Below are 25890 nucleotides of genomic sequence, written 5' to 3'. Positions count from 1 at the left end.
GTAAGCTAATTATTAAAATTAGCAAAAGAGGTTTTTAACATGATTGAAATATCTTCTAAGTTGGAAGGGAAAACTTTTGGATTATTCGATTTGGAAACGAAGCTTAAACCAGAAGGGTATATGATCGGTGGTGGTTGGGATTATGACCACGGCACCTTCGATTTTAAAATGGACGACAAAGATGGCTATCAGTTTTTGCGTGTTCCCTTCAAAGCTGTGGATGGGTCACTTGATACGGACGGGGCCATGGTTGAAATCATGACGCCGTATTTATTATCTCATAAGTATGAAGATGGCATCGACCGCGAGGGAAATATCGGGAATCTCTCCGCTTCATTTAATCAATTTGCCGAGCCGGAAGACCCCGATGCTGAATTTCCTCAGGAATATATTGCGTATGGGAAATCTCTCGTTCGGGACCTTGAAAAAATCTTATTGGATTAACGATCGATGATGAGCAAGATATCATTTTGATGGATGATTGCATCTGCAGGAGGCTTGATACGTGTCTCGCCTCCTGAAATGATGCCAACCAAGAGAATATCCTTATCTAATAATGTAATCCCCAATTGTTTGAATGTTTGCCCGTTCCAATCGAATTGGACGGGCATCTGTTCAATCTTCAAACCATTTTCGGTGGCCGAATTTTCTTCTTCCCGCTTTTCCATTCCTCTCCATAAACATTCCTGCATATAATCACTCGCAAACTTATTCGTTTCGATAATGGCATCTGCTCCCGCACGTAATGCATTTTCCTTCTGTTCCTGCGTTAAAATTTCAACAAGACAATATACATGAGGGTTCAGTCCTTTTATAGCCAGTAAAGCCAACACGGTGAACATGTCGGTCTGCAGTTCGTTTTGTTGGAGATCGGCAGTGATGAGGACCCGTGCCGCCTGTTTAATATTGGCCTGTTGCAAAACGGAATCCAAACTGGCTTTCCCTTGGACAAAATGTATATTCGTCCGTGGCAAAGGGTGCTTGGTCAATGTGTCGTCAATCAAGACAATATATTGGTTATGCATGCGTTCATGAATGTTCTTGATGATTCGTTTTGAACGTCCATTCCAGCCGATGATAATAAAGTGACCGGTGCCGCTAAACTCCTTTCTTCCGGAAAGGAATTGTTGGTCGCTTGAGATGGACATTTTGGCGATGTAGGCAAAATAAGAAGTGATGAGCCCGACACCCGATAAGATGAGAAGCATCCCGAGGATTCTCCCAAACTTCGTAAGTGGGGTGAAATCCCCATATCCAACGGTCGATATCGTGACGATTGCCCACCAAATTCCCTCGAATATGGAAGGGAAATTATCAGGCTCGACTAGATGAATCAGCCAACCGAATACAAGTAAAAATAGGATGATGGTCAAAAATAGTTTGAGTAAACGTGGAGACCTTTTAAAAGTGTTGCTGAACGGATTGATTCGGATCATGTTATCCCCCCTACGACAGTCCTTTTAGTATGGACAAAATGGACTGAACTCATAAGGATTTAACGGATATATATAGAAGTTCTAGTAAGAACATGAGATCAAATACATGATAAAAACCTTCCGTGACCTGACGGAAGGTTTTTATCATGTGGAGTCACGTATCCAGAAAAGGACTTCATGCTCAATACTTGATGATATGTGAGGACCACATGGTTTATGCAAAAAAATATGAAAATCCCTCAGACCCGTCGTCGGACATTGAAGTTCTCACTGATGAGCAACCAGTTTTGCGGGAAGGCAAGGCCTAGCTTCCAGTAACTCATTCCTCTAAGGTTCAATTCTTTGATCAAATCGAACTTTGCTTGAATGGACCGGGCATCTTCAAACCAGACCTCATGCTCCTTCCCATCTGCATCCGTGTAATTGAAATGGGGCGCCTGCGCTTTCTCATCGTATTCTATGGATACATTGTTCGCGGCAGCAATCTGGATGGCCTGCTGGGGGCTAATCGCTTTGGCGATGGAGCCCTGGACAAAAGGCAATGTCCAATCATATCCGTATAGGTTCTGGCCCATCAGAATCTTATTGGCCGGCATTTCGGTGATGGCATATTCCAGTACGTCCCGAACCGGTCCTATCGGGGATACCGCCTGTGCTGGACCGCCGCTGTATCCCCATTCGTACGTCATGATGATCACGAAGTCGACAATTTCACCATGTGCCTTATAGTCATGTGCCTCATACCAGCCACCTTTTTGCTCTGCACTGGTTTTCGGTGCAAGTGCCGTCGAGATGAACCAACCTTCTTTTTTGAAACGGTCCCTTGCTTTACGTAAGAATTGGTTATAGGCATTTTTATCGGACGGGCGCAGAAACTCAAAGTCAAAGTGAATATCCCTGAATCCATATTTCTTGGCTGTGGTCACAATGTTGTTTAGGAACTTATTCTGCACGGAGGTGTTCGTCAGGATGATTCGACCAAGTTCATCACTGAATTGATCGTTTTCCTGATTGGTGATGACCATCATGAGGACATTCTTGTTTTCTCTTGCAATGGTGGGAAAGTTATTGAGCAACGGTTCCTTTAAGGTGCCATCTCGCAGTGCCTGAAAGCTGAATGGCGCTAAGTATGTCAAATAAGGCGCGGCTTCCTGAGCAGCTGTTTCAAGGGCAGGAGCGACTGTTGTACCACGGGGCTCGACATAGCCGTTGAATTCAGCAGTCCGTTTTTTTCGGGCAGGAATATAAAGGCGGTACCCCACGGATAAGGAGTCCTGATCGGAAATGCCATTGATCCTCGCTAATTCTTGATAGGGTACATCCACCTTTTGAGCAATCGAAAATAAAGTGTCACCAGGCTGGACAAAATAATAGCTGCCGACGATTGGAATGACAATGGCCTGCCCGATGACAAGATTATTTGGGTTAGGAATTTTATTTGATTCAACGAGCCGGTCAACGCTCACGCTATATGTTTGGGCAATGCCAAATAACGTTTGGCCAGGCCTAACCACATGAATTTGCACGTCTTTTCCCCCTTACTGAAAGTTTCCTAACAGTTTATGAGCATAGGAAGAAATTCATGATAGCGAGCGAAGAAGTTATCTTCCTAAAGTTACGATTATTCAATAAATTGGAAAACATAATTGGAGGGGGAGATGTAAATAAATATATATAAGGAGGTGAGAAACACATGGCAAACAACAATAGCAGCAATCAACTAGTAGTAGCTGGTGCAGAACAAGCTCTAGAGCAAATGAAGTATGAAATTGCTTCTGAATTCGGTGTAAACCTTGGTGCAGACACAACATCACGTGCTAATGGATCAGTTGGTGGAGAAATTACAAAACGTTTAGTGCAAATGGCTGAACAACAATTAGGCGGATCGACTCGCTAATAACTGAATAAACATGGATTGAAAGAGGAGGGGAATGTTCCCCTTCTCTTTCACATTTTATTTGGCTGACATGCCTTTCAGAGTCGTGATGGCTTTCTCAGGAAAATCGGTCATGATGACATCGACTCCCCATGTGACTAGCCGCTCGATATCTTCTGGTTTATTGGCCACCCAAGGGCGGACTTTGTATCCAAGTTTCCTCGCAGTGGCATGAATGGAAGGGGTCAGGCTATTTTTGTCAGGGTGAAAGCCAGCTTCTTTTTTCTCGGCTAAAATTTCCTCGACGTTTGCTGGCAATCCCTCGAATAATAAAGCCCGCTCCAGTTCCGGGGCCAGCGTCTTTACGTTTTCAATCGATTGATGATTGAAAGAAGAAAGAATCACTCGATTTTCCATGTGATGCTGCCGGATTAAACCCACAACTTTTTTTTCGATGCCTTCGTAAGGGAGCTTATCTGTTTTAAGCTCAATATTCATCCACAATGTATGTTCCTTCGCCCATTCGAAAATTTCACCTAAGAATGGAATCTTCTCACCATGGAATTCCTCGGAAAATTTGCTTCCCGCATCCGCTGATTTTAACTCTTCTGCGGAGAAATCCTTTACATACCCGGAAAGAGTGGTCGTCCGGTCAAGTGTTTCATCATGGATGATTACCAATTCCCCATCCGAACTGAGGTGGACATCGAACTCGATGCCATCCGCCCCGACTCGTAGGGCTTCTTTGAATGCAATCATCGTATTTTCAGGATGCGTTCCTTTGGATCCACGGTGGGCATAGATTTGGGTGTTTTTCACATGCATCACTCCTTTTTCTGAAAAGAAGAACCTTGAATCTATGATACATGTATCTCTTCTTTCTTTCAGCAATGATTAATAGACAATATTTTAAACAACGAGTAAAATACAATGGTATTTCCATTTACAAGCGGAGAAATAATGAGGTGAAAACAATGAATATATGGGAAATTTTTGTGGCCGTTATCCTTGGCCTTGTGGAAGGCCTGACGGAGTTTGCACCAGTATCTTCTACGGGGCATATGATCATAGTGGACGATCTATGGCTGAAATCTACCGAAATATTTGGTAGTGAAGTAGCGAATGCATTCAAGGTCGTCATTCAGCTGGGATCGATACTGGCTGTTGTTGTGCTCTTTTGGGGGCGGTTCATGGACTTGCTCGGATTACGAAAGATGAAGAACCCCTCTGCCGTGGCAGGGAAAAAGTTGAATTTGCTTCAAATCATCGTAGGGTTGCTGCCTGCGGCCGTATTAGGTTTATTGTTCGAAGATTATATTGATGACCATTTATTCACTGTAAAGACGGTAATCGTCGGATTATTCCTCGGTGCTTTGCTGATGATTGCAGCGGATAGGTTCCGACCGAAATTGACAGCCGAAACGGTTGATCAAATTACTTATAAACAAGCCTTAGGTGTCGGGTTGATACAATGTCTAGCCCTTTGGCCAGGCTTCTCCCGTTCGGGTTCCACCATATCAGGCGGCGTACTGCTGGGGATGAGTTACCGTGCAGCTTCCGATTTCACGTTTATCATGGCTGTGCCTATCATGGCAGGAGCCAGTTTGCTGAAAATCGTAAAATACTGGGAGTACTTTACGCCTGACGTGTTACCATTCTTTATCGCAGGGTTTATCAGTGCCTTCATATTTGCGTTATTCTGCATACGTTTCTTCCTATTATTGATTAATAAAGTGAAGTTGACGCCATTTGCTATTTATCGTATGGTCTTAGCCATTATCCTGTTATTTATTGTTTGGTAAGAAGCAGGGTTTAACAAAATGAAAAGAAAAAGGCAGAAATGTTGCGACATCAACATTTCTGCCTTTTTTCGTGGCTTAGCGAGCACAAAAGAATGTTAATGTTATATTCATATTGGATTAAATCTCTATATAAGGATAAAGATATGAATCTGAGGACCTTGTATGCATCATTCCATCGATATCGAAACCATAAATGAAATAACTGAAGATAGAATGGAATTATACGAAATATTATATGTATAATTAACTAAATCATTCGTCTTAAGTCATTTTAAAGTATGAAAACTTGAATTTATAAAAAAAATAATTCGTAATTTAGTGAAAATGAAGAAAAGTTAAAATAATTATGAAAACGGATACAATATAGAGATAACAAGGCTCGTAACATCAGATTGATTATTTAGATTATTCGATAAACTATTCTTGTATATTTTTCGTGGTATAATTTTTCTGAGAAAATAGAAGGTGTGTACACGGAAGGAGGACATTATGTGAATGATCAATTGAAAAAAACGATTGGCTTTTGGGTTGGAACATCTATAGTAGTGGGTACAGTCATAGGCTCTGGTATTTTCATGAAGCCGGGAGTGGTACTTGAGTTAAGTGGTAATTCAACGATGTCCTTATTGGCTTGGCTGATTGGTGGCTTGATTACGCTGGCAAGTGGATTGACAATCGCCGAAGTGAGTACACGAATTCCTAAAACGGGCGGTTTATATGCGTATTTAGAAGAAGTGTATGGAAAGTTGTGGGGCTTTCTTTGCGGTTGGGTTCAAACGCTAGTTTATGGACCTGCAGTAATGGGCGCACTTTGTTTATACTTTGGAGCGTTGGTGGCCGGTTTATTTAATATATCCATGGATTATACAATGGGTATTGGAATAATCACGATTGTCTTTTTGACGGCCATGAACTTGTTGGGGACGAAATATGGCGGGTTGATTCAAACCGTTTCAACGGTTGCCAAATTGATTCCAATCGTCTTCATAGCTGTGTTCGGTATGGCTCAAGGTGAGATGCCCGTTTTCAACATGGATGTTGAAACGACGGTGAAGGTGAGTATGGCAGGGGCCATTCTTGCAACACTTTGGGCGTATGATGGCTGGATCAATGTCGGCTTTATGGCTGGTGAGATGAAGAATCCACAGAAGACATTACCTCGGGCCATCATCACGGGGATAGTCGTGGTCATGGTTGCCTATTTAGCTGTAAACCTGGCCATGCTACACGTTCTGGGTCCTGATGGAATCATTGCGAATGGAACGAATTCCGCTAATGTTGCAGCCACCGTTCTTTTTGGTGAGCTAGGCGGAAAATTAATTGCAATCGGAATCTTGATTTCAATCTTCGGTTGCCTGAACGGCAAGCTTCTAACCTTCCCAAGGATTACACTTGCGATGGCTGAGGATAAGATGGTTCCTGGTCATAAACAGATAAGAAAGATATCACCTAGATTCAGGACACCTGTCAATGCCACAATTCTACAAGTGGTCATTGCGATCATCATGATGATTGTGACAGATCCGGATAAGCTATCGAATATGGCGATATTCTCTGTCTTTTCTTTTTATGGGCTAGCCTTCTTTGCAGTCTTCATTCTACGTAAAAAAGATCCGGATGCAAAAACGTATAAAGTGCCGCTTTATCCGTTCATCCCTATCCTGGCAATTATCGGTGCGGTATACATAGTGCTTAGCACATTAATCGATACACCGATGGATGCCCTCTACTCCATAATTATTTTGATAATCGGCTTACCTGTATATTGGCTGATGGTCAAGAGTGAGCGGAAGGATAGACAAGTTCATTAACGATTTTCCATCCCTTCACGGTATCTGTGAAGGGACTTCTTTATGCCTGGCAATCCAATGGGCCTGCTCCTTATTCGTAAAATAGACAATTGAGTCCAGACGTATTAACATAAGAAATAAGGAATTGAAAGGTCTGAGCAGAATTGAATTATATTGAACCTGCGGGTAAATCATTTCGGAAAACGATTTTGGCTTTATTTCTTGGAAGCTTTGTAACATTTGCAGATCTATATAGTACGCAACCGGTCATACCGGTTTTTGCGAAGCAGTTTGGGGTTTCTCCACCAATGGCAAGTCTTACGTTGTCTTTTGCAACCGGGACGCTCTCCATATGCCTATTGCTGGTTTCTTTTTTTTCGGAAAGCATTGATCGAAAGAAGATAATGGGTGTAGCCCTGACCATGTCTGCTTTGCTGTCGATCAGTGTCAGTTTTGTCCAGGATGACATCTACCTGTTGATTGCCATCCGGGCGGTTCAAGGGGCAGTCCTTGCAGGGTTCCCGGCAATCGCCATGGCTTATATCAATGAAGAATTCCATCCGAAAAGCCTGGGGTATGTGATGGGCATCTACGTTAGTGGGTCGTCAATTGGAGGGCTGGCAGGGAGATTGATTGTCGGGGTGTTGACGGATCACTACTCATGGAATGTAGCGATTGGAAGTCTTGGCGTTTTAAGCTTACTTATCAGCTTGTTCTTTTGGTGGATGCTGCCTTCCTCTCAGCATGTCACGCACACGAACATGTCTGTGAAGAGAATGATAGAATCCTTACGACATAACATGAAGAATCCACAATTATTATGGCTATTTGGCATGGCTTTCTTATTAATGGGTTCCTTTGTCACCGTTTATAACTTCGTGGGAATTCCCTTGATGGAACCGCCTTATCAATTATCACAAACACTGATCGGTTTCATTTTCCTTATCTATCTCGTCGGGACCTTCAGCTCGACTTGGATGGGGAAGCTCGCTGACCGCTATAGCCGGGGGCGCGTGTTACTAACCGGGATTCTGATCATGCTAGCAGGGGCCCTCCTGACCTTGGCAGTTCCTCTATCGATGAAAATAATGGGATTGGCTCTTTTCACCTTTGGTTTTTTTGGGGCCCATTCGATTGCGAGTGGCTGGGTCGGAAGGTTGGCGGATAAAAACGAGAAGGCCCAAGCCTCGGCTCTGTACCTTTTCTTCTATTATGGAGGATCCAGTATAGTGGGGGCCACGGGCGGTATATTCTTAATCCGGTTCGGCTGGGGAGGAGTCATTTCCGTTGTATCCATCTTGATCATTTTGGCGGCCATTTGTATATGGATGGTGAAAAAGGTAAAATAAAAGAGGAAAACAAAGTCTCTTTTCTATCATATTTACTAGGTTTCTGAATATAATCTATTGAAAAAGGATAGTAAGTAATAGATTGATAAAAAGAAGGGGTAATAGATAGAGTGAAACGAAAAACAGTAATCCTAGGTGGTTTAATAGCCGTTTTAATCATACTATTGGTTGTATATTTAACAGGTCCAGGCCGGTTGGACAAAGTGGTGATCGTCGAGAAGTACTACCCTCATTTTTCCGATGGCAAGGCGATTGGCTTTAAGACGAATGAAGTCATTAACGTGAGCAAAACAGAAGAGGGTTCGAATTGCGCAATGAAATTCGATAACGGAAAGATATTGGAAATAGATTGTGACCGGTATTTATCCTATAAAGTAGATGAAACGGTCTATATCTCTTCGGACGGTGATGAAGTCAAGACTATCCAAAGGAAAAGATAGCGCCGTTCTTAAATAAGTGAATAGTAGAATAGAAAGCTGATTTTGTCCTTGCTAAACAAAATCGGCTTTTTTTATTTGTGATAGATAAGTACTATTTAAGGATAAATGTGGAAATTATAATAGGAAAATAGTATGATAATTCTGTGAACATTTTAAAAAATTTAAAATCATAGGAGTGGATACTAATGAGACTAATTCAATATATCATTCGGACGAGCTTGGTTGTGGTACCAGGTACCTTCATGATTGGGCTGTTCGTTTGTCTCGCAAATGGTATTTCGGGAATGCCCATGCTATGGAATCTGGTCTTCATTACAATTTGCGGTGTGGTTGTCGGAATTATTTCCTCCGTGATCAACCATCGAAGGTTCATTCGTCCGATTGGATTGATTAATCGTTATCTAGAGAAAATTGCGGACGGTGACCTTAAACAAAGGATAAGTGAAGATCAGTTAGGTTTTTTGAAAACGATTGCACTTCATATCAATCACACTGTGGAATCTTGGAGCGACGTATTGAAAAAGGTTCAGGATGCATAGAAGAATATGAACGCCTATTCCAATGAATTGGCGGAAGGAGCGCATCAGACAAGCAGCGCGACGGAAGAAATCTCCTGCTCGATAGAAGATGTCGCACAAGGAGCCAGAAACCAGGCAAAGGGAGTGAACGAGACTACTGAGGTGATTTATCAGATGTCATCCAGCCTTTCAAGGGTAACAATCGGGGCGGAGAAGGTATCTGGCTCCATCCATAAGTCCTTGGAGAAAGCGAATGCGGGAAAAAACTCAATCGAACAGGCGGGCCAACAAATGGAGTCCATTTATTCGAATGTGAATGAATTGGCAAGGGTCGTCAATGGATTGGGGGAACGTTCCGTCGAGATAGGGAAAATAGTTGAAGTGATTACAGGGATAGCTGCTCAGACGAATCTATTGGCCTTGAATGCTTCCATAGAGGCGGCACGGGCTGGTGATCAAGGAAAAGGGTTTGCCGTGGTGGCCAATGAAGTGAGGAACCTTGCAGAGCAATCAAGCCATGCAACTCAGCAAATCAGTGAAATCATCAACCATATCCAAAAAGAAACAAAGCAGGTGGCCGAGCAAATGGGGTCTGTCAATCGCGAGGTAAGCGAAGGAATCAACGTGATGACCGGAGCTGGAGATACATTTATAGAAATTCACCACTCCATAAACGATCTTTCTGATCAAGTGGGGCAAGTGGGGGAGACGATTGAAAAAATGGAAGCGGGAACGAGGATGGCTGTACAGTCGATGGAGATGATATCCACTGCAGCGGCGGGTTCAGAGGCGGCGACACTAAATGTCTTGACGGCTACGGGGGAACAATCCGCCGCAATAGAAGAAATCAGCGCCTTTGCTGAACACTTGCGGAAATTAGCCGGAGAAATGGATGGCATCATCCATACTTTCAAAATTTAAGCCTCATCGGAAATGAAGACCCAGACCTTTTTGGTCTGGGTCTTCATTTGCCTTTTTCATCTCTATTTTCTTTTTTGTCTTTTTTATTACGACGAAGTACATCTAAGATTCTCCGGCTATTATTTTTACTATTGATCAGTTCAACTAAGTCACTCATATTTTCTGCTTCAAAGTCTTGTTGTTCTTTTTTCATTAGGAATCCCTCCTCCAAGTTATCGTAATACCCTTATTTTAATAAAATGAAACTTCTTTTATCCTATTGGTAATATAAGGTTTTTATATCGCTTTTAAATAAAAATTTGCTAAAATTAAAAAAAGGCTTGATATTTAATCAAGAGCTGAATGGAGGCTGTTGCCGTTTTGGAGGAAGAATTGGTATTGATTGGAGAAAAAATCGAAAAATTCAAATATATATTGGTCCAGCATCTCGAACTTTTCGAAGAAGATTCGCCATATGATTTGGAAACCAGCAAAGTGATTCGGGCACAAATCATTCAAATCCATGCTGATGCCTTGATCCATGGAAAAGCCCAGGCGATGGAAAGCATGAGTGAAATCGGGATGAGAGTTGGGAATCGAATTGTGGAGATGGGCGTTTCGTTAGATAAAATCATTGGGGAGATTCAGCTGGCGCGTAACCTTTTCTGGAGCTTCATTGAAGAGGAAGTCAGCAATCGACACTATTCTATCGAAGTCTTGTTGAAAGCTAGTTCAATCATTGATGCCGTATTGGACGAGTTCCTCTATTGCATGAGTGTGAGTTTTGTGAACTATTATAAGAAAATTGCCAAATCGGCAAACGAGTCTTTAAAGAAAGTAAAAGAAAATCAAGAAGTCATGGAGGAGTTGGCGACGCCAATCGTCCAAACCATGTTAAGCGATGTGTTGCTCGTACCGTTAATCGGACGTATCGACGAATGGCGAATGGGGTCCTTGCAGTCGACGGTCCTGCAAAAGTGTAACGATTCCCATGCTGAAGTAATGATTTTGGATTTCTCCGGCATCACTTATACGCAGGATGATAACATGTTTTCCCTGCTCGACCAGTTGGTTGGCGCGTTAGCATTGATGGGTACAGAAACGATGTTTGTCGGGTTTACACCGGCCGTAGTCAGGCAAATTATCAAGCTTGATTTCTCCCACCAGGTTAAATCATTCTTATCATTCGCCCAAGCCATGGAGTATATCGTTAAACAGAGGGGAATTACAATCCAGTATTCGAATTGAAGGAATCCTTATGAATGAGGATCCTTTTTTTATAGCATATAGAGTGATGATGTTTTTGACCAAAAGTGACCGGTATTTCTTTACTTTGAAGAATCATGATAAAATCAAAAGAAAAGCATAAGAAACAGGTGCCTGCTATCTTCAATCGTATATATGGAAAACATGACTTACATAGACGAAAGGTTGATGAATGAATAGTGGCTTTCAAACAAGAAAACACGCTCAATCCACAAGTAAAATGGTTCAGTGTGGGGATCATGACGGATAACGGCCTCGAATATGAAGAGTATGAGGCGCTATCAAAGCGTATCCTTGATTCAGTCGATAATGTAGGAGCCATATCGGACCTGGTCAGGGTCGAATGGGATAAAGCAAAATTGATTACCTTAAACGAACGATTCAATCATCCGGTTCTTTCGGATCCTTGCTTTATCATTAATGAAGTGATTCCGGAAGATATTGAAAGGGAAAAGAGGCTTTTGCAGGAAAAACATAAGTGGAAAAGATACCTGAATCTAATTTCCCGATATGACTACCTCGAAGCGGAGACGAAAGCCGTCCATGATTTTGATAAGTCCCTTTTGTATACGGATGAAGTGGAGAAGGTGATTGAATATCTTAACCTTAACGCCTAAATGAAACGCATCGGTTCATCGATGCGTTTCATTTGCGTTCAAAAGGAATTTTTCCTTAATCGTACATAGGAAAAAGGAGAGGCATATATCCAATCCTTTCAGAATAAGTAGAAAAATATTAAAGGATTGGTAGGGAAGTCGGATATGAAAGCGAATACTTTAAAGTAGAAAGAGAGAGTTATTAGAAAAGGGAGATGAAACAATGGAAGCAGTCCTACCTCAGTCAAAGCCAAAACCAAAAAGAAAATGGAAAAGACGTGTCCTTTGGGTTTTTGTATCACTGCTCTTGCTTATAGTGATAGCCGTGATTGCGGCAAATGTATTCTTATCAAGGTCGCTTCCTGAAACGAAGGGGGATTTATTATTGCCTGCTCTTTTGAAACCGGTTACAGTGATACGTGATTCGAGTGGGGTTCCACATATTACGGCTGATAATGAACATGATCTGTATTTGGCTCAAGGGTATATTCAGGCGCAGGACCGTTTGTTTCAGATGGACCTAAGCAGGCGTCAGGCATCCGGGGAATTAAGTGAAGTGATTGGTGAGAAGACCGTGAAAAATGATAAATACTTTCGAACGCTTGGGTTAAGGCGGGCTGCCGAATCTTCTTACGCTGGCTACTCAAGTGAGGGGAAAGCAGCATTGGATGTATTCGCTGAAGGTGTGAATCTCTATATCGACGAATTGAAGGATAATGGAAAATGGCCGGTCGAGTTCACTTTGCTTGGCTATGAGCCGAAACCCTGGACACCTGTGGATTCATTGACGATTGGGAAGTATATGGCGTTTGATCTAGGCGGGAACTGGGAAGATCAGGCATTCAGACAGTACTTACTCCAAACGTTCCCAAAGGAAAAGGCCTATGACTTATTCCCGGATTATCCAAAGGATGCACCTTATATCATCGGCAAGGAAGAGCTGGACATTGAGAAGAGCTTTGCTGGTGCCGTCATACCTTATGAATTCAATGGCAGTAATAACTGGGTGGTCTCCGGTGAAAAGACGGATACGGGAAAGCCGCTTTTAGCCGACGATCCCCATCTTGGACTCGCCACTCCCTCGGTTTGGTACCAAATGCATCTGAAGGCACCGACCGTCAATGTGAGTGGGGTCATTTTTGCAGGAATTCCTGGCATCATATTGGGTCATAACGAAAACGTTGCCTGGGGTGTGACGAATACGGGTCCGGATGTTCAGGATCTGTATATTGAGAAGAGGAACCCAAAGAACGAGAATGAATTTGCTTATAAGGAGAAATGGGAAAAGGCCAAAATAATCGATGAACCGATCAAGGTGAAAGACGGTAAGACGATTGATTACCAGGTGACCATTACACGTCATGGCCCGGTCGTTTCTGAATTCGCCGGTAAAAGTGGGAAAGATACGGTCCTGGCATTAAGGTGGACGGCACTAGATCCGTCAGCAGAACTGGAAGCGGTTTTGAATATGAATAAGGCAAAGAATTGGAATGAATTCGAAAAGGCGCTTTTGAAATTCGAAACGCCTGCACAGAATTTCGTTTTCGCCTCCAACGATGGGACGATAGCGTATAAGGCGAACGGGAAGATTCCAATCCGTAAAAAAGGGGATAGCATGTTGCCGGTGCCAGGGTGGACGGATGAATATGAATGGAAAAGCTATATTCCTTTCGATGAACTTCCAAAAACGATCAATCCAAAAGAGGGATTCATCTCGACCGCGAATAACAAGGTCATTTCAGATGATTATCCGTACCACATCAGTAATAACTGGGCACAGCCCTATCGTCAGATGAGGATTCAGGAGTTCTTGGAAGCGAATAAGAAACTGACTGCAGGGGATATGCAAAGTCTGCAGATGGATCAGGTGAATTTGCAGGCGAGAGAATTTGTCCCGCAATTTTTAACGATCTTAAACGGGCCATCAGGAAAGCAGGAACAAAAGGCGTTAGAAATTCTACAAAAATGGAATCAGATAGATTCTGCAGATGCCGCTGCACCGATGATCTTCAATGTGTGGATGAAAAAAATCGGGGATGTCCTGCTGACGGATGAAATTCCAGAGGAAACCCTTAAGCTTTTTAATGGAAGGAAATCGGCGATTGATGAATTGCTGCGGGAGGCCCTGAGCGGAAAGCCAGGTCCATGGATCGAGGAAGCAGGGGGACTTGAGCAGGTATTGGCGAAGTCATTACAGGAGACATTGAAAGAATTGGAGAAAACGCAAGGAGGCGACCTAACCGATTGGGAGTGGGGAGAGTACCACCAAGTCCGCTTCGATCATCCGCTTTCAAGCGTTTCCCCATTGAACTATTTGTTTAACGGAGAAGGAGGGATTCCCGTTGGCGGGAGCAGTGTCACTGTCCAGGCCGCTGCATTTCTTGACGACGGTACCGTCAATCATGGCGGCTCCTGGAGGTTTGTCATGGATCTTTCCGATATGAATCAAGCTTATCACCTCGTCGGTCCTGGGCAATCCGGACATGTCAAAAGTAAATGGTATCATGACCAGCTCGAAGATTGGGCGGAAGGGACGTATCACAAAACCAGGCTAGATAAACCAAAAGGCGATACGCTGACATTGAAGCCTGAATAGGAGAAGGGACCTCACTTTCTAAAAAGTGAGGTCCTTTTTGTCCTTGAAAAAGGCTTGGACGGAAAGCCACATAAAAAAAGAGCCCCAAGCCCAGCAAGAGCTGAACTTGGCACTCCTTACCGTTTCTGTTTGTTCAAGAATTCTGTCAGGAATTCCTCGAAGTTGGGAGCTTCGATGGCTGCAATTTTTTCATAGGATTCTATGATTTTGAGCTTTATCTCTTGTTCCAGGTCTTTTCTGTCCTGATGGTGTGTATTCTTTAAGGACTTTTTTATTTTGGGGTCTAAAGAATCAATCATTTCCATCAATTCTTTCTTTGATAGTTTGTTATCCACAGTACCTGTTCTCCTTCCTAACATAAATCTCATTCAAATAGTGTTTTCGCAGTTTTTCGAGTCCCTGTTTGCGAATGCTCGAAATATTCTGTGGTGATTCTTTGAAATAAGCTGCGATTTCTTTGTTGGTTAGGCCGTAGGAATAGACCATCGTAAGTACCCTATTTTGTTTGGGCGTTAGTTTTTGCAGCGCATTCACCAGTTGTTCATCACTAATGTGGGAAGAAAGGTCGCCGGTTTCCCCCATCTTTTCAAGTTGAACATCTACATTTCCGATTCGGTCGATGATACCGCCGCTATCCGAGGTCATGTCGAGATCCATTCGATAGCGTTCCCGTTGCTTTCGCGCCCTTTTATCATAATCAACTGAGAAAAAGTAAATTAAAGAGCATAAGTATTTGTACACCTTGGCCCTGTAATAGAAAATTTGGAATGTCTCGTTGAGATGACAAAGGTTGTTGGTAGAAGGGGATTCAAGCGTATCCGTGAAAATCTTCAAATGTTCAGGATTCTGTAAAAAAACCTGGATGATGGGTTGATCAAAGAATGAAGCATATCTCTGATGTAACACATCAAGTGAATAAGAAAAGAAATGGGCCGTTAACTTGTTCATTTATTATCCCTCCTTAAGTTCTAAAGTGATGGACAAGGGGAATAAATCAATTATATACGAACATTTGTTCTTTTTGCTATAAACCGATAGTGCTAGATTGATTTTGCTCGGACATTATTCACTTTACTTAATAGATACAAGAAAAGGGGTGAAGAGGATGATGATTGAGGATGCTACTGTGTGGGTATCATTAGTTAGCGATTTTGGCTATCCATTCGTCGTTTCAATGTTTTTGCTCTTCCGCTTCGGAAAAAAACTAAACGAACTAACTGTAGAAGTAGAAAACCTAAAGAAAACTGGCCATAAAAAGAGAAGTTGACATAAGGGTAACGAGGGGCTAGGTTGAAAAATGGATTTTGGATCCTATATTCAATCGGATCCAAAATCTGATTGAACATGAGTTGACGAAGCCTATTTCCTTCTATTCATATTTTGCCCGAATAGGATATTATGTTCCCTTAGCTTGGAATATAACACAAAAAATGGAAAAAATAATCCTCAAATAGAATCATTTTATTGATATAATGCATCGGTCCTTAGAATTAGTGGAAATCCCCCTCCCATACGTTTTTAGTTTTATAGAGTAAAGTGAAAATACTTTTGAAAAAACAACATTTTTATAAGATATGAAAAAAAATGCAGCAATCCATTTGAGGATGCTGTATTTTTTATCGAATAGGAATAAAATGGAATGAAGGATGGGGGGCGAACTATTTTGAATAAAAAACAACTAAGGGACCTTGAATGCTTACAACAAGAAAGTGAACAAGGAGATTTTACATTGAAGCTGAATTGGGATACACTCCGGAGCCGGAATGGCATCATGCAAAATGATTTTCTTCATTACGAAAAAGGACAGCTTGTCGGGTTTGTGGGGTTATATGACTTCGGAAGTAAATTGGAGATGTGTGGCATGGTTCACCCGGAGTTCCGGAGGCGGAGGATTTTCACTAAACTGGTGAATGAAGCATTGGATGCTGCGTTGGGAAGGGAGGCCAGAGAGATCATCCTGAACACTCCAGGACCATCACAATCGGGGAAGGAGTTTTTGAAACGGCTTCCTTGTGAATTTTCTTTCTCGGAGTACCAAATGAAATGGACGCCTACCGAACTGTCAGACTATGAAGATATTGTCATTCGCCCTTCACGAGAAATGGATGCAGAAACGGAGATTCAGTTGGACATTCAGTGTTTTCAATTTCTGGAGAAGGAAGCGAGGGAATATTATCAGCGCATTCAGTTTGAACATACATTGAAGACCTTGATGATCGAGACAGATGGGAAGACCGTCGGCAAGATCCGTGTCGATCATAGTGAAGGGGAAGCATGGATTTACGGGTTTTCTATTTTTCCGGAATACCAGGGGAAAGGCATTGGCAAAAAGGTGTTGAAAAAGATAGTGGCAAAACAGCATGGTCTGGGCTATGATATCTTTTTGGAAGTGGAAGCGACGAACGCCCATGCCCTCAGGCTCTATGAATCATGTGGGTTCAAGACGATACAGCGGCAGGATTATTATCGGTATAAGGAAGAGAACAGGGAGGCTCGATCCGCTCATCTATGAGTTCTCTAAATAGGAGGCGTTCGAGCTTTTAGGTAAAGGAGATGATGGTCTGCTTACACTTTTTAGCTATAACTGGCAAGTAAGAAGCGAGTGGTTTCGTTGGTGTCACGAACTCCATTCTGATGAACTACTAAGGAAGAGAAACGGGGGGATGGGCCAAATATTGAAGACGCTCGCCCATGTCATCGATGTCGAAAATAGTTGGATCAGGGCCATGCAGGGAAAGCCGGATCTCGAGATAGATTTGGATTCCTTTCATACAGTTGAAGCGATTCAGGACTTATCCGCAAGGTATCATCCGGAAGTGAAAGAGTTCTTGGAGACGTGGTCACCTGCCATGGAGTTTGAATGTATAGAGGCACCATGGATGGAAGGGAGTTATGAAAAGGGCAAGGTATTAAGGCACCTGATTGCCCACGAAATCCATCATATCGGTCAGCTATCGATTTGGTCGAGGGAGATGGGCATCCAACCGGTCTCCGCCAGTTTGATTGACCGTCATTTATAAGGATAAAGGGGAACTGGTGAATGTACCCACATTTCCAGTTCCTTTTTTGTATGGCCAAATTTTATGATTATCCTGTGAAAAATGGGGTATATAGAAATTTAGACTGATATGTTTTCAAAAAGCCGGTTAGAAATGGTAGCTATATTAAAGAATTGATTTTGTTAAAGGGACGTAGAAGATTTTTGGATTCCAGCATTCCGTGATTTAAAGAAAATGAAATAAGCAGCACAGGTTAGCGTTTATTCATGAATAGGCAAGCTCCTTTTTTATCTTCTTGTTTTTATCTAATTCAATTCTTTCCCCTCGAATGACCATTTGTATAACATAACCCATTTCAATAAAAAACCATGCACCTTAGAAAGGAAGAATCGATGCGTTTAAAATTAAACAGCGTTTTTTGGATTTCTGCTATGATTGTATCGTTAGTTGTCATTATAGGAGCGATGGTTCCTAACACTTTTGCGAAAGGGGCCAATGCCGCTCTAGCATTTACTACATCTTCTTTTGGCTGGCTATTTTTGGCCGCTGTCTTCTTATTTGTCGTTTTCCTGATTTATCTCGTTTTTAGCAAATACGGAAAAATTCGTTTGGGCGGGGATGATGAACGTCCGGAATTCCCTATGTTCACATGGATTGGCATGTTATTCTCCTGTGGGTTTGGCATTGCTTTAGTATTCTACGGGATAGGAGAACCGATGACCCACTTCTTTACGCCACCATACAAAGACGTCGAACCATTAACGACAGAAAGCGCCCGATTGGCAATGGGGTATTCCTTCTTTCATTATGGTGTCAGTCAATGGTCCATATTCGCAATCGTGGGACTTGCCATGGCTTATTTTCAGTTCCGGAAAAAGGAAAACGGTCTGGTTTCAACCACGCTTTCTCCTGTAATCGGGAAGGGACGGCATGTGAAACCAACAAAAAAAATCATTGATATCCTTGCCATCACCGCAACGATCATGGGTGTTGCCACTTCATTGGGATTAGGCATCATGCAGATAGATGGTGGTTTGCGATTCGCCTATAATGTGCCGGATGCAAACTGGATCAAGATCATCATCGTAATCGCGATGACAGCCCTTTTTTTAACCTCTGCCATCACGGGTTTGAACAAAGGGATGAAATGGTTAAGTAACTATAACTTATTTGCAGTATTCGTGATCATGCTGTTCATCTTCATTACAGGGCCGACCCAATTTATCCTGGATACATTCATTGTGGGGATTAGTGATTATATCTCTAATTTCGTATCGTATAGTCTAAGGTTGAATCCATATACGGGAAATCCTTGGGTCTATCAATGGACAATCTTCTACTGGGCTTGGGCGATTGCCTGGTCGCCGTTCGTCGGATCATTCATCGCCCGCGTTTCGAGGGGGCGCACCATCCGTGAATTTATCATAGGTGTGATGGTCGCACCACCAGTCATCGCGTTAGTCTGGATTGCCATATTTGGTGGTACAGCCCTTCATATGGACTTGTTTGAAGGGACGCAAATTGCAACAGCTGTGAATAATGATATAACGAGTGCCCTTTTTACCATGCTTAAAGGACTTCCCTTCACAGGTGTCGTCACGGTTTTCGTCTTGATTTTAATCCTGACTTTCCTTGTGACATCAGTCGATTCAGCCGTTTTTATCTTAAGCTCGATGTCGACGAATGGTAGCTTGAACCCTCCAGTGCTCGTCAGAGTGATTTGGGGCGTCCTGATGGGGGCAATTGCCTTGGTCCTTCTCTTATCGAGTGGATTGACCGGATTACAGTCTGCATCAGTCGTTTCGGCCTTGCCATTCACGATCATACTGATACTCATCATGGCTGCCTTTTATAAAACGCTGCGTAAGGACTTTAGAAAGGCGCCTAAACCTGCAACAGTGAAAAAAACACCGTTAAGGGAAGAGGAAAGCACATGATAATCAAATAGATTAGTAGGCCGGTTCATATAATGAGCCGGTCTTTTTTTGCAAATATATAAGAAAAATAAAATGGTATATTCTCCCTTGTTGTCAATAAATAAATGATGCAAAAGAAGTATTTTATCAAAAAATGTAAGATCATAATAAAATGTGTAAAAATTCTGATAAGAATATGTTATATTATTCTAGAATTTGATAAAATCTGAGAGGTTGTGAAGTATGTCGTTCAAGTCCAAAATGCTAGTCCCTATCCTTGCTGTAAGTTTAATTACAGCACCATTTGCCCTTCCGGTGGATGCATCCGCTAAAGGAGAGGCAAAAGCGAAACCGTTTGCCATATCCGCTCCTTCGGTAAGTTACACAAATGGGGCAAAAGCCACTGTGACCGTTACGCCCAAAAAGGGCAATAAGGGGAAAGAAGCCGTTGTCTTTCAGTTAATGAATGGGACAAAGGTCGTTTCGCAATCAGCAGTAGAGACGGACATCAAGACAGCACAAAAGTTTTCTGCTCACTTCAACACGTACAAGTCAGGATATTGGATCAAGGTATCCGTCGTTTCCAACTATAATGGAAAAACGAGTAATTTCGGAACAAGCTTGGCCACTTCGGTTTCCGACGCGCCATTTGAACTGAGAATCATGGAAACGACAGACATACACACCAATCTAGTAAGTTATGATTATTACAAAAATGCCGTATCGGATTCAGTAGGGTTTTCCCGCACGGCAACCTTGATCAAACAGGCAAGAAAAGAAGTGAAAAATAGTGTCTTAGTAGATAATGGGGACCTCATTCAAGGCACGCCGCTTGGTACATACAAAGCGAATATAGCCCCGCTTAAAAAGGGAGAAGTGCACCCTGTCTATAAAGCGATGAATCTACTAGACTATGATGTGGCTACATTCGGTAACCACGAATTCAACTATGGCTTATCCTATTTGGATGAAGCCATCAATGATGCGAAATTCCCCTATGTAAATGCAAACGTTTATAAAAAAGACAAAGACAAAAATCCAAATAACGATAAAAATAAATACACGCCTTATAAGATCGTAACGAAGAAAGTGAAAGATATAAATGGTAATGAAAAGTCCGTGAAAATCGGCTATATCGGATTTGCCCCTCCACAAATCATGGATTGGGATAAAACAAATCTTGAAGGGAAAGTCGTAACAAAGGAAATCATTGCGACAGCCAAAAAATATGTCCCTGAAATGAAGAAAAAGGGTGCAGATGTCATCGTGGCGCTTACGCATTCCGGTTTTAGCGGCGACGCCAAAAATACCGAGGATGTTATCTATTCATTAAGTAAAGTGGCCAATATCGATGCCATCACGTTCTCACATACTCATAAAGTCTTCCCGGCCCAAGATGAGGCATCATTGGACAACCTGTTCAAAGACAGTCAAGGCAAAGTCCTTGCGGGCGTAGATAATAAAAAGGGAACGATCAATGGGGTACCAGCCGTCCAAGCAGGATATGGTGGAAGTAATCTTGGCATCATCGACCTTGATATTCAGAATATCAAGGGAAAATGGAAAGTCATCAACTCAGATTCTTCAACTCGGGCAATCAATGACAAAGTAACCGGTAAGAAAGCGGCGGAAGATGCGGCTGTTGTGAAGGCGGTCAAAAAAGACCACGAGGCAACGGTTAAGTATGTTAACACGCCAATCGGTAAAACAACAGCACCAATCCACAGTTATTTTGCCCTTGTGCAGGATGATCCTTCTGTACAGGTCGTAACAAGTGCACAAAAGTGGTATGTTGAAAATTACCTTAAGAACAATCGTCCTGAATATAAGGACTTACCAATCCTTTCTGTAGGGGCACCATTCAAGGCTGGCCGCAATGGAGTCGAGGAATACACCGATATAAAAACGGGTGATTTGACAATCCGCAGCGCTGGCGACCTATATTTGTACGATAATACATTAAAAGCCATCAAAATCAAAGGGTCCGTGGTCAAAGAATGGCTTGAAATGTCCGCAGGGAAATTCAATACAATCGATCCTGCGAAAACAGAGGAACAGAAATTATTGAATGAAAAGTTTGCAGTCTATAACTTTGACGTGATTGATGGCGTGACGTATCAAGTCGATGTCACGAAAGCTCCCCGTTATGATGAAAAAGGCGAAAAGCTTTCAGACTCAAGCAGGATCACCAACTTGAAATACGAGGGCAAAGCCGTTGATCCAAATCAAGAATTCATCGTCATAACGAATAATTACCGTGCTTCGGGCGGAGGGAATTTCCCAGGCGTCAAAGGCAGTGAATACATTGTCGACTCCGCTGATGAAAACCGTCAGATCTTGATGGATTACATTACACAAGAGAAGGAAATCAATCCGACCGCAGACAATAACTGGTCGATTGCCCCGATTTCCGACAAGGTGAATGTTACATTCACTTCATCGCCAAAAGGTGCAGAATATTTAAATGAAGAAAGTGCTATTTCATATACAGGCAAAACGGATGATAAAGGATTTGGTATCTACAAATTCAATCTAGCCAATAACAACATTCAAGTACAATTGTTGGGCATCAATGATTTTCACGGTCAAATGGATACTACCTCTGAGTTTGGCGGAGTCAAACAAGGACGTGCCGATTACTTAGCGGCCCACTTAAAAAAGCGTGAGGCGGAGAATCCGGAAAATACCCTGTTAATCTCAGCTGGGGATGCCGTTGGTGCGAGCGCTCCTGTTTCCTCTCTATTACAGGACAAACCAACTCTTCAGTTTCTGAATAATATGGGGTTTGATGTAGGAACGGTCGGAAACCATGAGTTCGATAAAGGAATCGAAACGCTGATGGCCCAAATTAATGGCGGAAAGTCACCCACTTCGGATGTTGTCTTCGATAAGTTGAACTTCCCGTATGTGGTGGCAAATGTCGTGTATAAAGACACAAAAAAACCAATATTAGATCCTTATGTCATTAAAGAGGTCGGCGGTGTGGAAATCGGATTTATTGGTGTCGTCACGAATACGACACCTCAAAAGGTAAGCCCTGCCGGTATCAAGAATGTAGAATTCATTGAGCAGGCCCCAGCCGTCAATAAAGCGGTCGATGAGTTAAAGGAAAAAGGCGTCAAATCGATTGTCGTTGTCTCGCATGATCCAGGTACTGAGAAAGATGGGGTCATTACAGGGGAAGTGGCGGAACTGGCAAAAGATATCGATGATGAAGTCGATGTCATTTTAGCTGGAGACAATCATGCCAAGAATAATAGTACGGTCGATGGAAAGTTAATCGTTCAAGCGTATTCTTACGGAACGGCTTTTGAAGACATTGACTTGGAAATTGATCCGAAAACAAAGGACATTGTCAAAAAATCAGCTGAAATCGTGACAGTCACACAAGACGGAATCACACCAGATGCTGAAACGACGAAGTTCATAAACTCATATTTGGATCAGTTCCCAGAACTGAAAGCGCCACTAGGAACGACGGATGAAAAGATTTTAAGAGCGAACGCCTATACCCAGGAAACGGGTCTTGGAAATTTAATCGCGGATTCAATGAAAGCCGATCTACAATCTGATTTCGCTTTCATGAATCCAGGTGGAATTCGTGCCGATATTCCACAAGGTGAAGTAACATATGCCGATTTGGCAAAAATCCAGCCATTCGGAAACGTACTGGTCAAACTTGAATTAACAGGTGCGGAAGTGAAAACATTGCTGCAACAGCAGTGGGTCGTTGAAGGCAATCCGAAAACTTTGCAAATCTCCGGATTGAGCTATACCGCTGATTTCAGTAAGCCAGTGGCAGAGCGCGTCACGGAAATGAAGAAAGCGGATGGCACCCCAATCGACGAGTCAAAAACGTACACCGTGACTGTCAATGACTTCATGGCAAGCGGCGGCGATAACTATACCGTGTTAAAAGATAAAGAGCGCGTATTCGGCCATGCCGATTTAGAGGCTTTCGTTGAATATGTGAAAAACACTTTTAAAGGTGGAAAAATCACGGCGGTTACGGAAGGTAGAATCACGAACATCAATAACTAAAATGAGTTTTATCGGTCCATTCAGGAAGGATATCAGTCCATTTGGCAGATATATCGGTCAAACTGGATGTTTTATCGGTCCAATTCAAAAAAAGCGAGCATTCCGAAACATGGAATGCTCTTTTTTCTTCATCAGTTGTTTCTGAACATAGAGTAGTTAAGGCCCAAAGCGAAAGTCACCCAGCCGATATAAGGAACCATGGCGAGGCCAGCCGTACGGTCGATGCTGTAAAACTCGAAGGCTGTCAAAGTAATCAAGGTCAATAGGGCGGCCATTTCGATGAAAGCCGTTCCACGCAAGCCCCATTTGAAGAAGAGGAAAGACCATAAAAAGTTCAGTCCGAGCTGGGTATCATAGAGGAGTTCCGGTGATTTTGTGTTTTTTTCCTTCACGGATACACGATATTTTGCGATTCCCATGACGGTATATAGGCCTGTCCAAGCGACGGGGAAAACCCATGAAGGGGGAGCGAATGAAGGTTTCTTGAGGTCATTGTAAATCTCTTTGGAGTTTCTTGTGGCAATTGCCCCGACAATGGACCCTCCGACAACAGGAATCAACACGCTTTTTGCTAATTTTCGATAATTCATAATGCCATCCACCATCTTTCTACATATTTGGTCGTTGTTATACCATTACCTCTAATTGTCTAAATAAAACATTTTAATGGGTTATTAAGTGTAACTTTATTCCATTTTTATCGTAGGGAAAAAGAAGGGAAAATAGCTAAAGAAAGGGTGCCCGTGTTCAATGGGCACCCTTTCTTCGCTATTTATTTTTTTCGCTTATGCAATCCTGTTATGTAGTACAACACGACAAGCAGGATAATCCAGATCGGACCAACGATCAAAGCGATTCTCGTATCAGGAGAAAAGCCGAGAACGACCATGACAAATACTAGAAAGGCAAGGGCGAAATAAGAAGTGAGCGGGAAAAACGGCATTTTGAATGTTAAGTTTTGTTTTTCCTGTCCACTCATTTTCTTTCGGGAACTGATGTGTGTGATAAGGATGGTGCCCCATGTCCATAGTGCTCCAAATGTCGCCACACTAGTCACATAAGTAAATACTTTGTCAGCTTTCATATAATTCAGGTAGACGCCAAAAAGGAGAACGACGGCCGATACGATAATGGCTGTGCCAGGCACGCCATTCTTTGTGACACGACCGAAACTTTTTGGTGATTCGCCTTGCTGTGCCAGGTTAAACAGCATTCGACCCGTACTGAAGATTCCGCTATTGCAAGAAGAGAGAGCTGCTGTCAGTACGACGAACTGGATGATCCCTGCCGCCCCTGGGATGCCGATTCTATCGAACATCATAACGAATGGGCTGTTTTCCCCTGTCATTTGATCCCATGGAGTAATTGAAAGAATGACAGTAAGAGCCAAAACATAAAACAGTAAAATTCGATAAAACACGGTATTGATTGCCCGTTTAAGTGATTTCTCAGGGTTCTTTACTTCCCCAGCCGTCACTCCAAGCATCTCGATGCCTAAATAGGCGAACATCACCATTTGGAATGAAAGAACAACGCCCGAGATACCATTAGGGAAGAAGCCTCCATGTGAGAATAGATTACTGAATCCGACTGCATCCCCAGCGTTACCGATACCAAAGAAAATCATGCCAAATCCTAAAACGATCATTAAGATAATCGTGACAATTTTAATTAGGGCAAACCAAAACTCTAATTCACCATAAGCTTTAACGGCAAGGAAATTAACGGTTGTCATAATCACAAGTGCGCCTAATGCCCAAGCCCATTGTGCAGTGTCTGGATACCAGAACTGCATGTAAATGCCGACAGCCGTAATTTCGGCCATGCACGTTGCAATCCAAAGGAACCAGTAATTCCAGCCTGTAATGTATCCGGCGAGAGGACCGATAAAATCGCTTGCATAGCGGCTGAAGGAACCGGCAACGGGGTTTTTAATGGCCATTTCCCCTAAAGCCCGCATGATGAGATAAATAATAAAGCCGCCAATGGCATAAGCCAAAATAATTGCGGGACCGGCTAATTTAATGGCTGATGCAGAGCCAAGAAACAACCCGACCCCAATGGCAGCGCCAAGAGACATTAATGCGATGTGTCTTTCTTCCAATCCTCTATGTAATTGAGAATCTTTGGAGTTTTGCATAATTTTCCTCTTTTCTTGTGTAGGAATATGGGTTTTTAACGCATTCTACTATTTTATCACTAGTAGAGTTGAGGAGCATAATATGTATTGTCTTTTCTCAAAATATTACAATTAAATAATATATACTAATAGTTTATTTGTAAAGAAAAAAATGAAAACGCTTACCAAATAAGGGAATTTTTAAGAGAATATATGAAGTTTGTAAGGTAATTGTTATTTAGCGAA

General features: G+C 42.5%; 24 protein-coding genes. 16 read left to right on the top strand and 8 right to left on the bottom strand.

Annotated elements, in window-relative coordinates:
- Positions 1 to 39: 39 nt before the first annotated feature.
- Positions 40 to 444 (top strand): YugN-like family protein, encoded by a 405-nt coding sequence (locus ACIQXQ_RS00415; protein WP_402871129.1) that lies wholly within the window; start codon positions 40 to 42, stop codon positions 442 to 444.
- Here the strand turns inward: ACIQXQ_RS00415 and ACIQXQ_RS00410 are convergent.
- Both ACIQXQ_RS00410 and ACIQXQ_RS00405 read right to left on the bottom strand, forming a co-directional pair.
- Entirely contained in the window at positions 441 to 1436 is a 996-nt protein-coding gene (locus ACIQXQ_RS00410) for a potassium channel family protein (protein ID WP_402954255.1), read from the bottom strand. The two genes, ACIQXQ_RS00415 and ACIQXQ_RS00410, sit on opposite strands and share 4 nt — an antisense overlap.
- Before the next feature lie 239 nt (positions 1437 to 1675).
- A complete protein-coding gene (locus ACIQXQ_RS00405; RefSeq protein WP_402954252.1) occupies positions 1676 to 2962 on the bottom strand; it encodes a glycoside hydrolase family 18 protein in 1287 nt (428 codons plus the stop codon).
- Between the two features lie 167 nt (positions 2963 to 3129).
- On the opposite strand from ACIQXQ_RS00405, the gene ACIQXQ_RS00400 reads away from it, so the two are divergent.
- Positions 3130 to 3333 (top strand): alpha/beta-type small acid-soluble spore protein, encoded by a 204-nt coding sequence (locus ACIQXQ_RS00400; protein WP_402871137.1) that lies wholly within the window; start codon positions 3130 to 3132, stop codon positions 3331 to 3333.
- Between the two features lie 57 nt (positions 3334 to 3390).
- On the opposite strand, the gene ACIQXQ_RS00395 is transcribed toward ACIQXQ_RS00400, so the two are convergent.
- Positions 3391 to 4131, bottom strand: coding sequence for a glycerophosphodiester phosphodiesterase (locus ACIQXQ_RS00395; RefSeq protein WP_402954249.1), 741 nt, complete (start codon positions 4129 to 4131; stop codon positions 3391 to 3393).
- Positions 4132 to 4286: 155 nt separating this feature from the next.
- Between ACIQXQ_RS00395 and ACIQXQ_RS00390 the strand changes: the two genes are divergently transcribed.
- From ACIQXQ_RS00390 to ACIQXQ_RS00365, 6 genes are all read left to right on the top strand, one after another.
- Positions 4287 to 5114, top strand: a complete 828-nt coding sequence (locus ACIQXQ_RS00390) for an undecaprenyl-diphosphate phosphatase (protein WP_402871142.1) — start codon at positions 4287 to 4289, stop codon at positions 5112 to 5114.
- Between the two features lie 491 nt (positions 5115 to 5605).
- Positions 5606 to 6925, top strand: a complete 1320-nt coding sequence (locus ACIQXQ_RS00385) for an APC family permease (RefSeq protein WP_402871145.1) — start codon at positions 5606 to 5608, stop codon at positions 6923 to 6925.
- A gap of 143 nt (positions 6926 to 7068) precedes the next feature.
- A complete protein-coding gene (locus ACIQXQ_RS00380) occupies positions 7069 to 8253 on the top strand; it encodes an MFS transporter (RefSeq protein WP_402954246.1) in 1185 nt (394 codons plus the stop codon).
- Between the two features lie 110 nt (positions 8254 to 8363).
- A complete protein-coding gene (locus ACIQXQ_RS00375; protein ID WP_402871149.1) occupies positions 8364 to 8693 on the top strand; it encodes a hypothetical protein in 330 nt (109 codons plus the stop codon).
- A gap of 185 nt (positions 8694 to 8878) precedes the next feature.
- Positions 8879 to 9232: a hypothetical protein gene (locus ACIQXQ_RS00370; protein ID WP_402954243.1), complete on the top strand. Its 354-nt coding sequence runs from the start codon at positions 8879 to 8881 to the stop codon at positions 9230 to 9232.
- Positions 9233 to 9238: 6 nt separating this feature from the next.
- Positions 9239 to 10132: a methyl-accepting chemotaxis protein gene (locus ACIQXQ_RS00365; RefSeq protein ID WP_402954240.1), complete on the top strand. Its 894-nt coding sequence runs from the start codon at positions 9239 to 9241 to the stop codon at positions 10130 to 10132.
- 43 nt (positions 10133 to 10175) lie between these two features.
- On the opposite strand, the gene ACIQXQ_RS00360 is transcribed toward ACIQXQ_RS00365, so the two are convergent.
- On the bottom strand, positions 10176 to 10325 hold the full coding sequence (locus tag ACIQXQ_RS00360) for a hypothetical protein (RefSeq protein ID WP_402871155.1): 150 nt from the start codon (positions 10323 to 10325) through the stop codon (positions 10176 to 10178).
- A 167-nt stretch (positions 10326 to 10492) separates the two neighbouring features.
- On the opposite strand from ACIQXQ_RS00360, the gene ACIQXQ_RS00355 reads away from it, so the two are divergent.
- The 3 genes from ACIQXQ_RS00355 to ACIQXQ_RS00345 all read left to right on the top strand — a co-directional run bounded on the left by ACIQXQ_RS00355 (position 10493) and on the right by ACIQXQ_RS00345 (position 14569).
- Entirely contained in the window at positions 10493 to 11359 is an 867-nt protein-coding gene (locus ACIQXQ_RS00355; protein WP_402871157.1) for an STAS domain-containing protein, read from the top strand.
- A 197-nt stretch (positions 11360 to 11556) separates the two neighbouring features.
- Positions 11557 to 11994 (top strand): hypothetical protein, encoded by a 438-nt coding sequence (locus ACIQXQ_RS00350; RefSeq protein ID WP_402871160.1) that lies wholly within the window; start codon positions 11557 to 11559, stop codon positions 11992 to 11994.
- A 202-nt stretch (positions 11995 to 12196) separates the two neighbouring features.
- Positions 12197 to 14569: a penicillin acylase family protein gene (locus ACIQXQ_RS00345; protein WP_402954236.1), complete on the top strand. Its 2373-nt coding sequence runs from the start codon at positions 12197 to 12199 to the stop codon at positions 14567 to 14569.
- 116 nt (positions 14570 to 14685) lie between these two features.
- Here ACIQXQ_RS00345 and ACIQXQ_RS00340 read toward each other — a convergent pair whose 3' ends face one another.
- The gene (locus ACIQXQ_RS00340) at positions 14686 to 14904 is read right to left on the bottom strand and encodes a hypothetical protein (protein ID WP_402871166.1); all 219 of its coding nucleotides are present in this window, start codon (positions 14902 to 14904) and stop codon (positions 14686 to 14688) included.
- The gene (locus ACIQXQ_RS00335; protein ID WP_402871169.1) at positions 14897 to 15517 is read right to left on the bottom strand and encodes a sigma-70 family RNA polymerase sigma factor; all 621 of its coding nucleotides are present in this window, start codon (positions 15515 to 15517) and stop codon (positions 14897 to 14899) included. Before ACIQXQ_RS00335 ends, ACIQXQ_RS00340 begins: the two co-directional genes overlap by 8 nt.
- A 157-nt stretch (positions 15518 to 15674) precedes the next feature.
- Between ACIQXQ_RS00335 and ACIQXQ_RS00330 the strand changes: the two genes are divergently transcribed.
- The 5 genes from ACIQXQ_RS00330 to ACIQXQ_RS00310 all read left to right on the top strand — a co-directional run bounded on the left by ACIQXQ_RS00330 (position 15675) and on the right by ACIQXQ_RS00310 (position 23525).
- Complete coding sequence (locus tag ACIQXQ_RS00330) at positions 15675 to 15836, top strand: YvrJ family protein (protein WP_402871171.1); 162 nt, start codon at positions 15675 to 15677, stop codon at positions 15834 to 15836.
- Between the two features lie 396 nt (positions 15837 to 16232).
- Complete coding sequence (locus ACIQXQ_RS00325) at positions 16233 to 17081, top strand: GNAT family N-acetyltransferase (protein WP_402954231.1); 849 nt, start codon at positions 16233 to 16235, stop codon at positions 17079 to 17081.
- 49 nt (positions 17082 to 17130) lie between these two features.
- Positions 17131 to 17589 (top strand): DinB family protein, encoded by a 459-nt coding sequence (locus tag ACIQXQ_RS00320; RefSeq protein WP_402955108.1) that lies wholly within the window; start codon positions 17131 to 17133, stop codon positions 17587 to 17589.
- Positions 17590 to 17960: 371 nt separating this feature from the next.
- A complete protein-coding gene (locus ACIQXQ_RS00315) occupies positions 17961 to 19505 on the top strand; it encodes a BCCT family transporter (RefSeq protein WP_402871178.1) in 1545 nt (514 codons plus the stop codon).
- Between the two features lie 222 nt (positions 19506 to 19727).
- Positions 19728 to 23525: a bifunctional 2',3'-cyclic-nucleotide 2'-phosphodiesterase/3'-nucleotidase gene (locus ACIQXQ_RS00310; protein WP_402954228.1), complete on the top strand. Its 3798-nt coding sequence runs from the start codon at positions 19728 to 19730 to the stop codon at positions 23523 to 23525.
- Positions 23526 to 23656: 131 nt separating this feature from the next.
- On the opposite strand, the gene ACIQXQ_RS00305 is transcribed toward ACIQXQ_RS00310, so the two are convergent.
- Together ACIQXQ_RS00305 and ACIQXQ_RS00300 are read right to left on the bottom strand one after the other, a co-directional pair.
- On the bottom strand, positions 23657 to 24115 hold the full coding sequence (locus tag ACIQXQ_RS00305; protein ID WP_402871182.1) for a TspO/MBR family protein: 459 nt from the start codon (positions 24113 to 24115) through the stop codon (positions 23657 to 23659).
- Between the two features lie 182 nt (positions 24116 to 24297).
- Positions 24298 to 25665, bottom strand: a complete 1368-nt coding sequence (locus tag ACIQXQ_RS00300) for an amino acid permease (RefSeq protein ID WP_402871185.1) — start codon at positions 25663 to 25665, stop codon at positions 24298 to 24300.
- Positions 25666 to 25890: the final 225 nt, after the last annotated feature.

The sequence above is a fragment of the Peribacillus sp. NPDC097198 genome (genome assembly GCF_044762055.1).
Classification (GTDB): Bacteria; Bacillota; Bacilli; order Bacillales; family DSM-1321; genus Peribacillus.
Note: the sequence above shows the minus strand (reverse complement) of the source record. Positions and strands in the feature narration are given on the sequence as shown.

Bases quoted from the DNA above. Each gene is read 5' to 3' on its own strand.
- ACIQXQ_RS00415 (WP_402871129.1), top strand. From the start codon at position 40: ATGATTGAAATATCTTCTAAGTTGGAAGGGAAAACTTTTGGATTATTC.
- ACIQXQ_RS00410 (WP_402954255.1), bottom strand. From the start codon at position 1,436: ATGATCCGAATCAATCCGTTCAGCAACACTTTTAAAAGGTCTCCACGT.
- ACIQXQ_RS00400 (WP_402871137.1), top strand. From the start codon at position 3,130: ATGGCAAACAACAATAGCAGCAATCAACTAGTAGTAGCTGGTGCAGAA.
- ACIQXQ_RS00390 (WP_402871142.1), top strand. From the start codon at position 4,287: ATGAATATATGGGAAATTTTTGTGGCCGTTATCCTTGGCCTTGTGGAA.
- ACIQXQ_RS00370 (WP_402954243.1), top strand. From the start codon at position 8,879: ATGAGACTAATTCAATATATCATTCGGACGAGCTTGGTTGTGGTACCA.
- ACIQXQ_RS00365 (WP_402954240.1), top strand. From the start codon at position 9,239: ATGAACGCCTATTCCAATGAATTGGCGGAAGGAGCGCATCAGACAAGC.
- ACIQXQ_RS00360 (WP_402871155.1), bottom strand. From the start codon at position 10,325: ATGAAAAAAGAACAACAAGACTTTGAAGCAGAAAATATGAGTGACTTA.
- ACIQXQ_RS00345 (WP_402954236.1), top strand. From the start codon at position 12,197: ATGGAAGCAGTCCTACCTCAGTCAAAGCCAAAACCAAAAAGAAAATGG.
- ACIQXQ_RS00335 (WP_402871169.1), bottom strand. From the start codon at position 15,517: ATGAACAAGTTAACGGCCCATTTCTTTTCTTATTCACTTGATGTGTTA.
- ACIQXQ_RS00330 (WP_402871171.1), top strand. From the start codon at position 15,675: ATGATGATTGAGGATGCTACTGTGTGGGTATCATTAGTTAGCGATTTT.
- ACIQXQ_RS00315 (WP_402871178.1), top strand. From the start codon at position 17,961: ATGCGTTTAAAATTAAACAGCGTTTTTTGGATTTCTGCTATGATTGTA.
- ACIQXQ_RS00310 (WP_402954228.1), top strand. From the start codon at position 19,728: ATGTCGTTCAAGTCCAAAATGCTAGTCCCTATCCTTGCTGTAAGTTTA.
- ACIQXQ_RS00305 (WP_402871182.1), bottom strand. From the start codon at position 24,115: ATGAATTATCGAAAATTAGCAAAAAGCGTGTTGATTCCTGTTGTCGGA.
- ACIQXQ_RS00300 (WP_402871185.1), bottom strand. From the start codon at position 25,665: ATGCAAAACTCCAAAGATTCTCAATTACATAGAGGATTGGAAGAAAGA.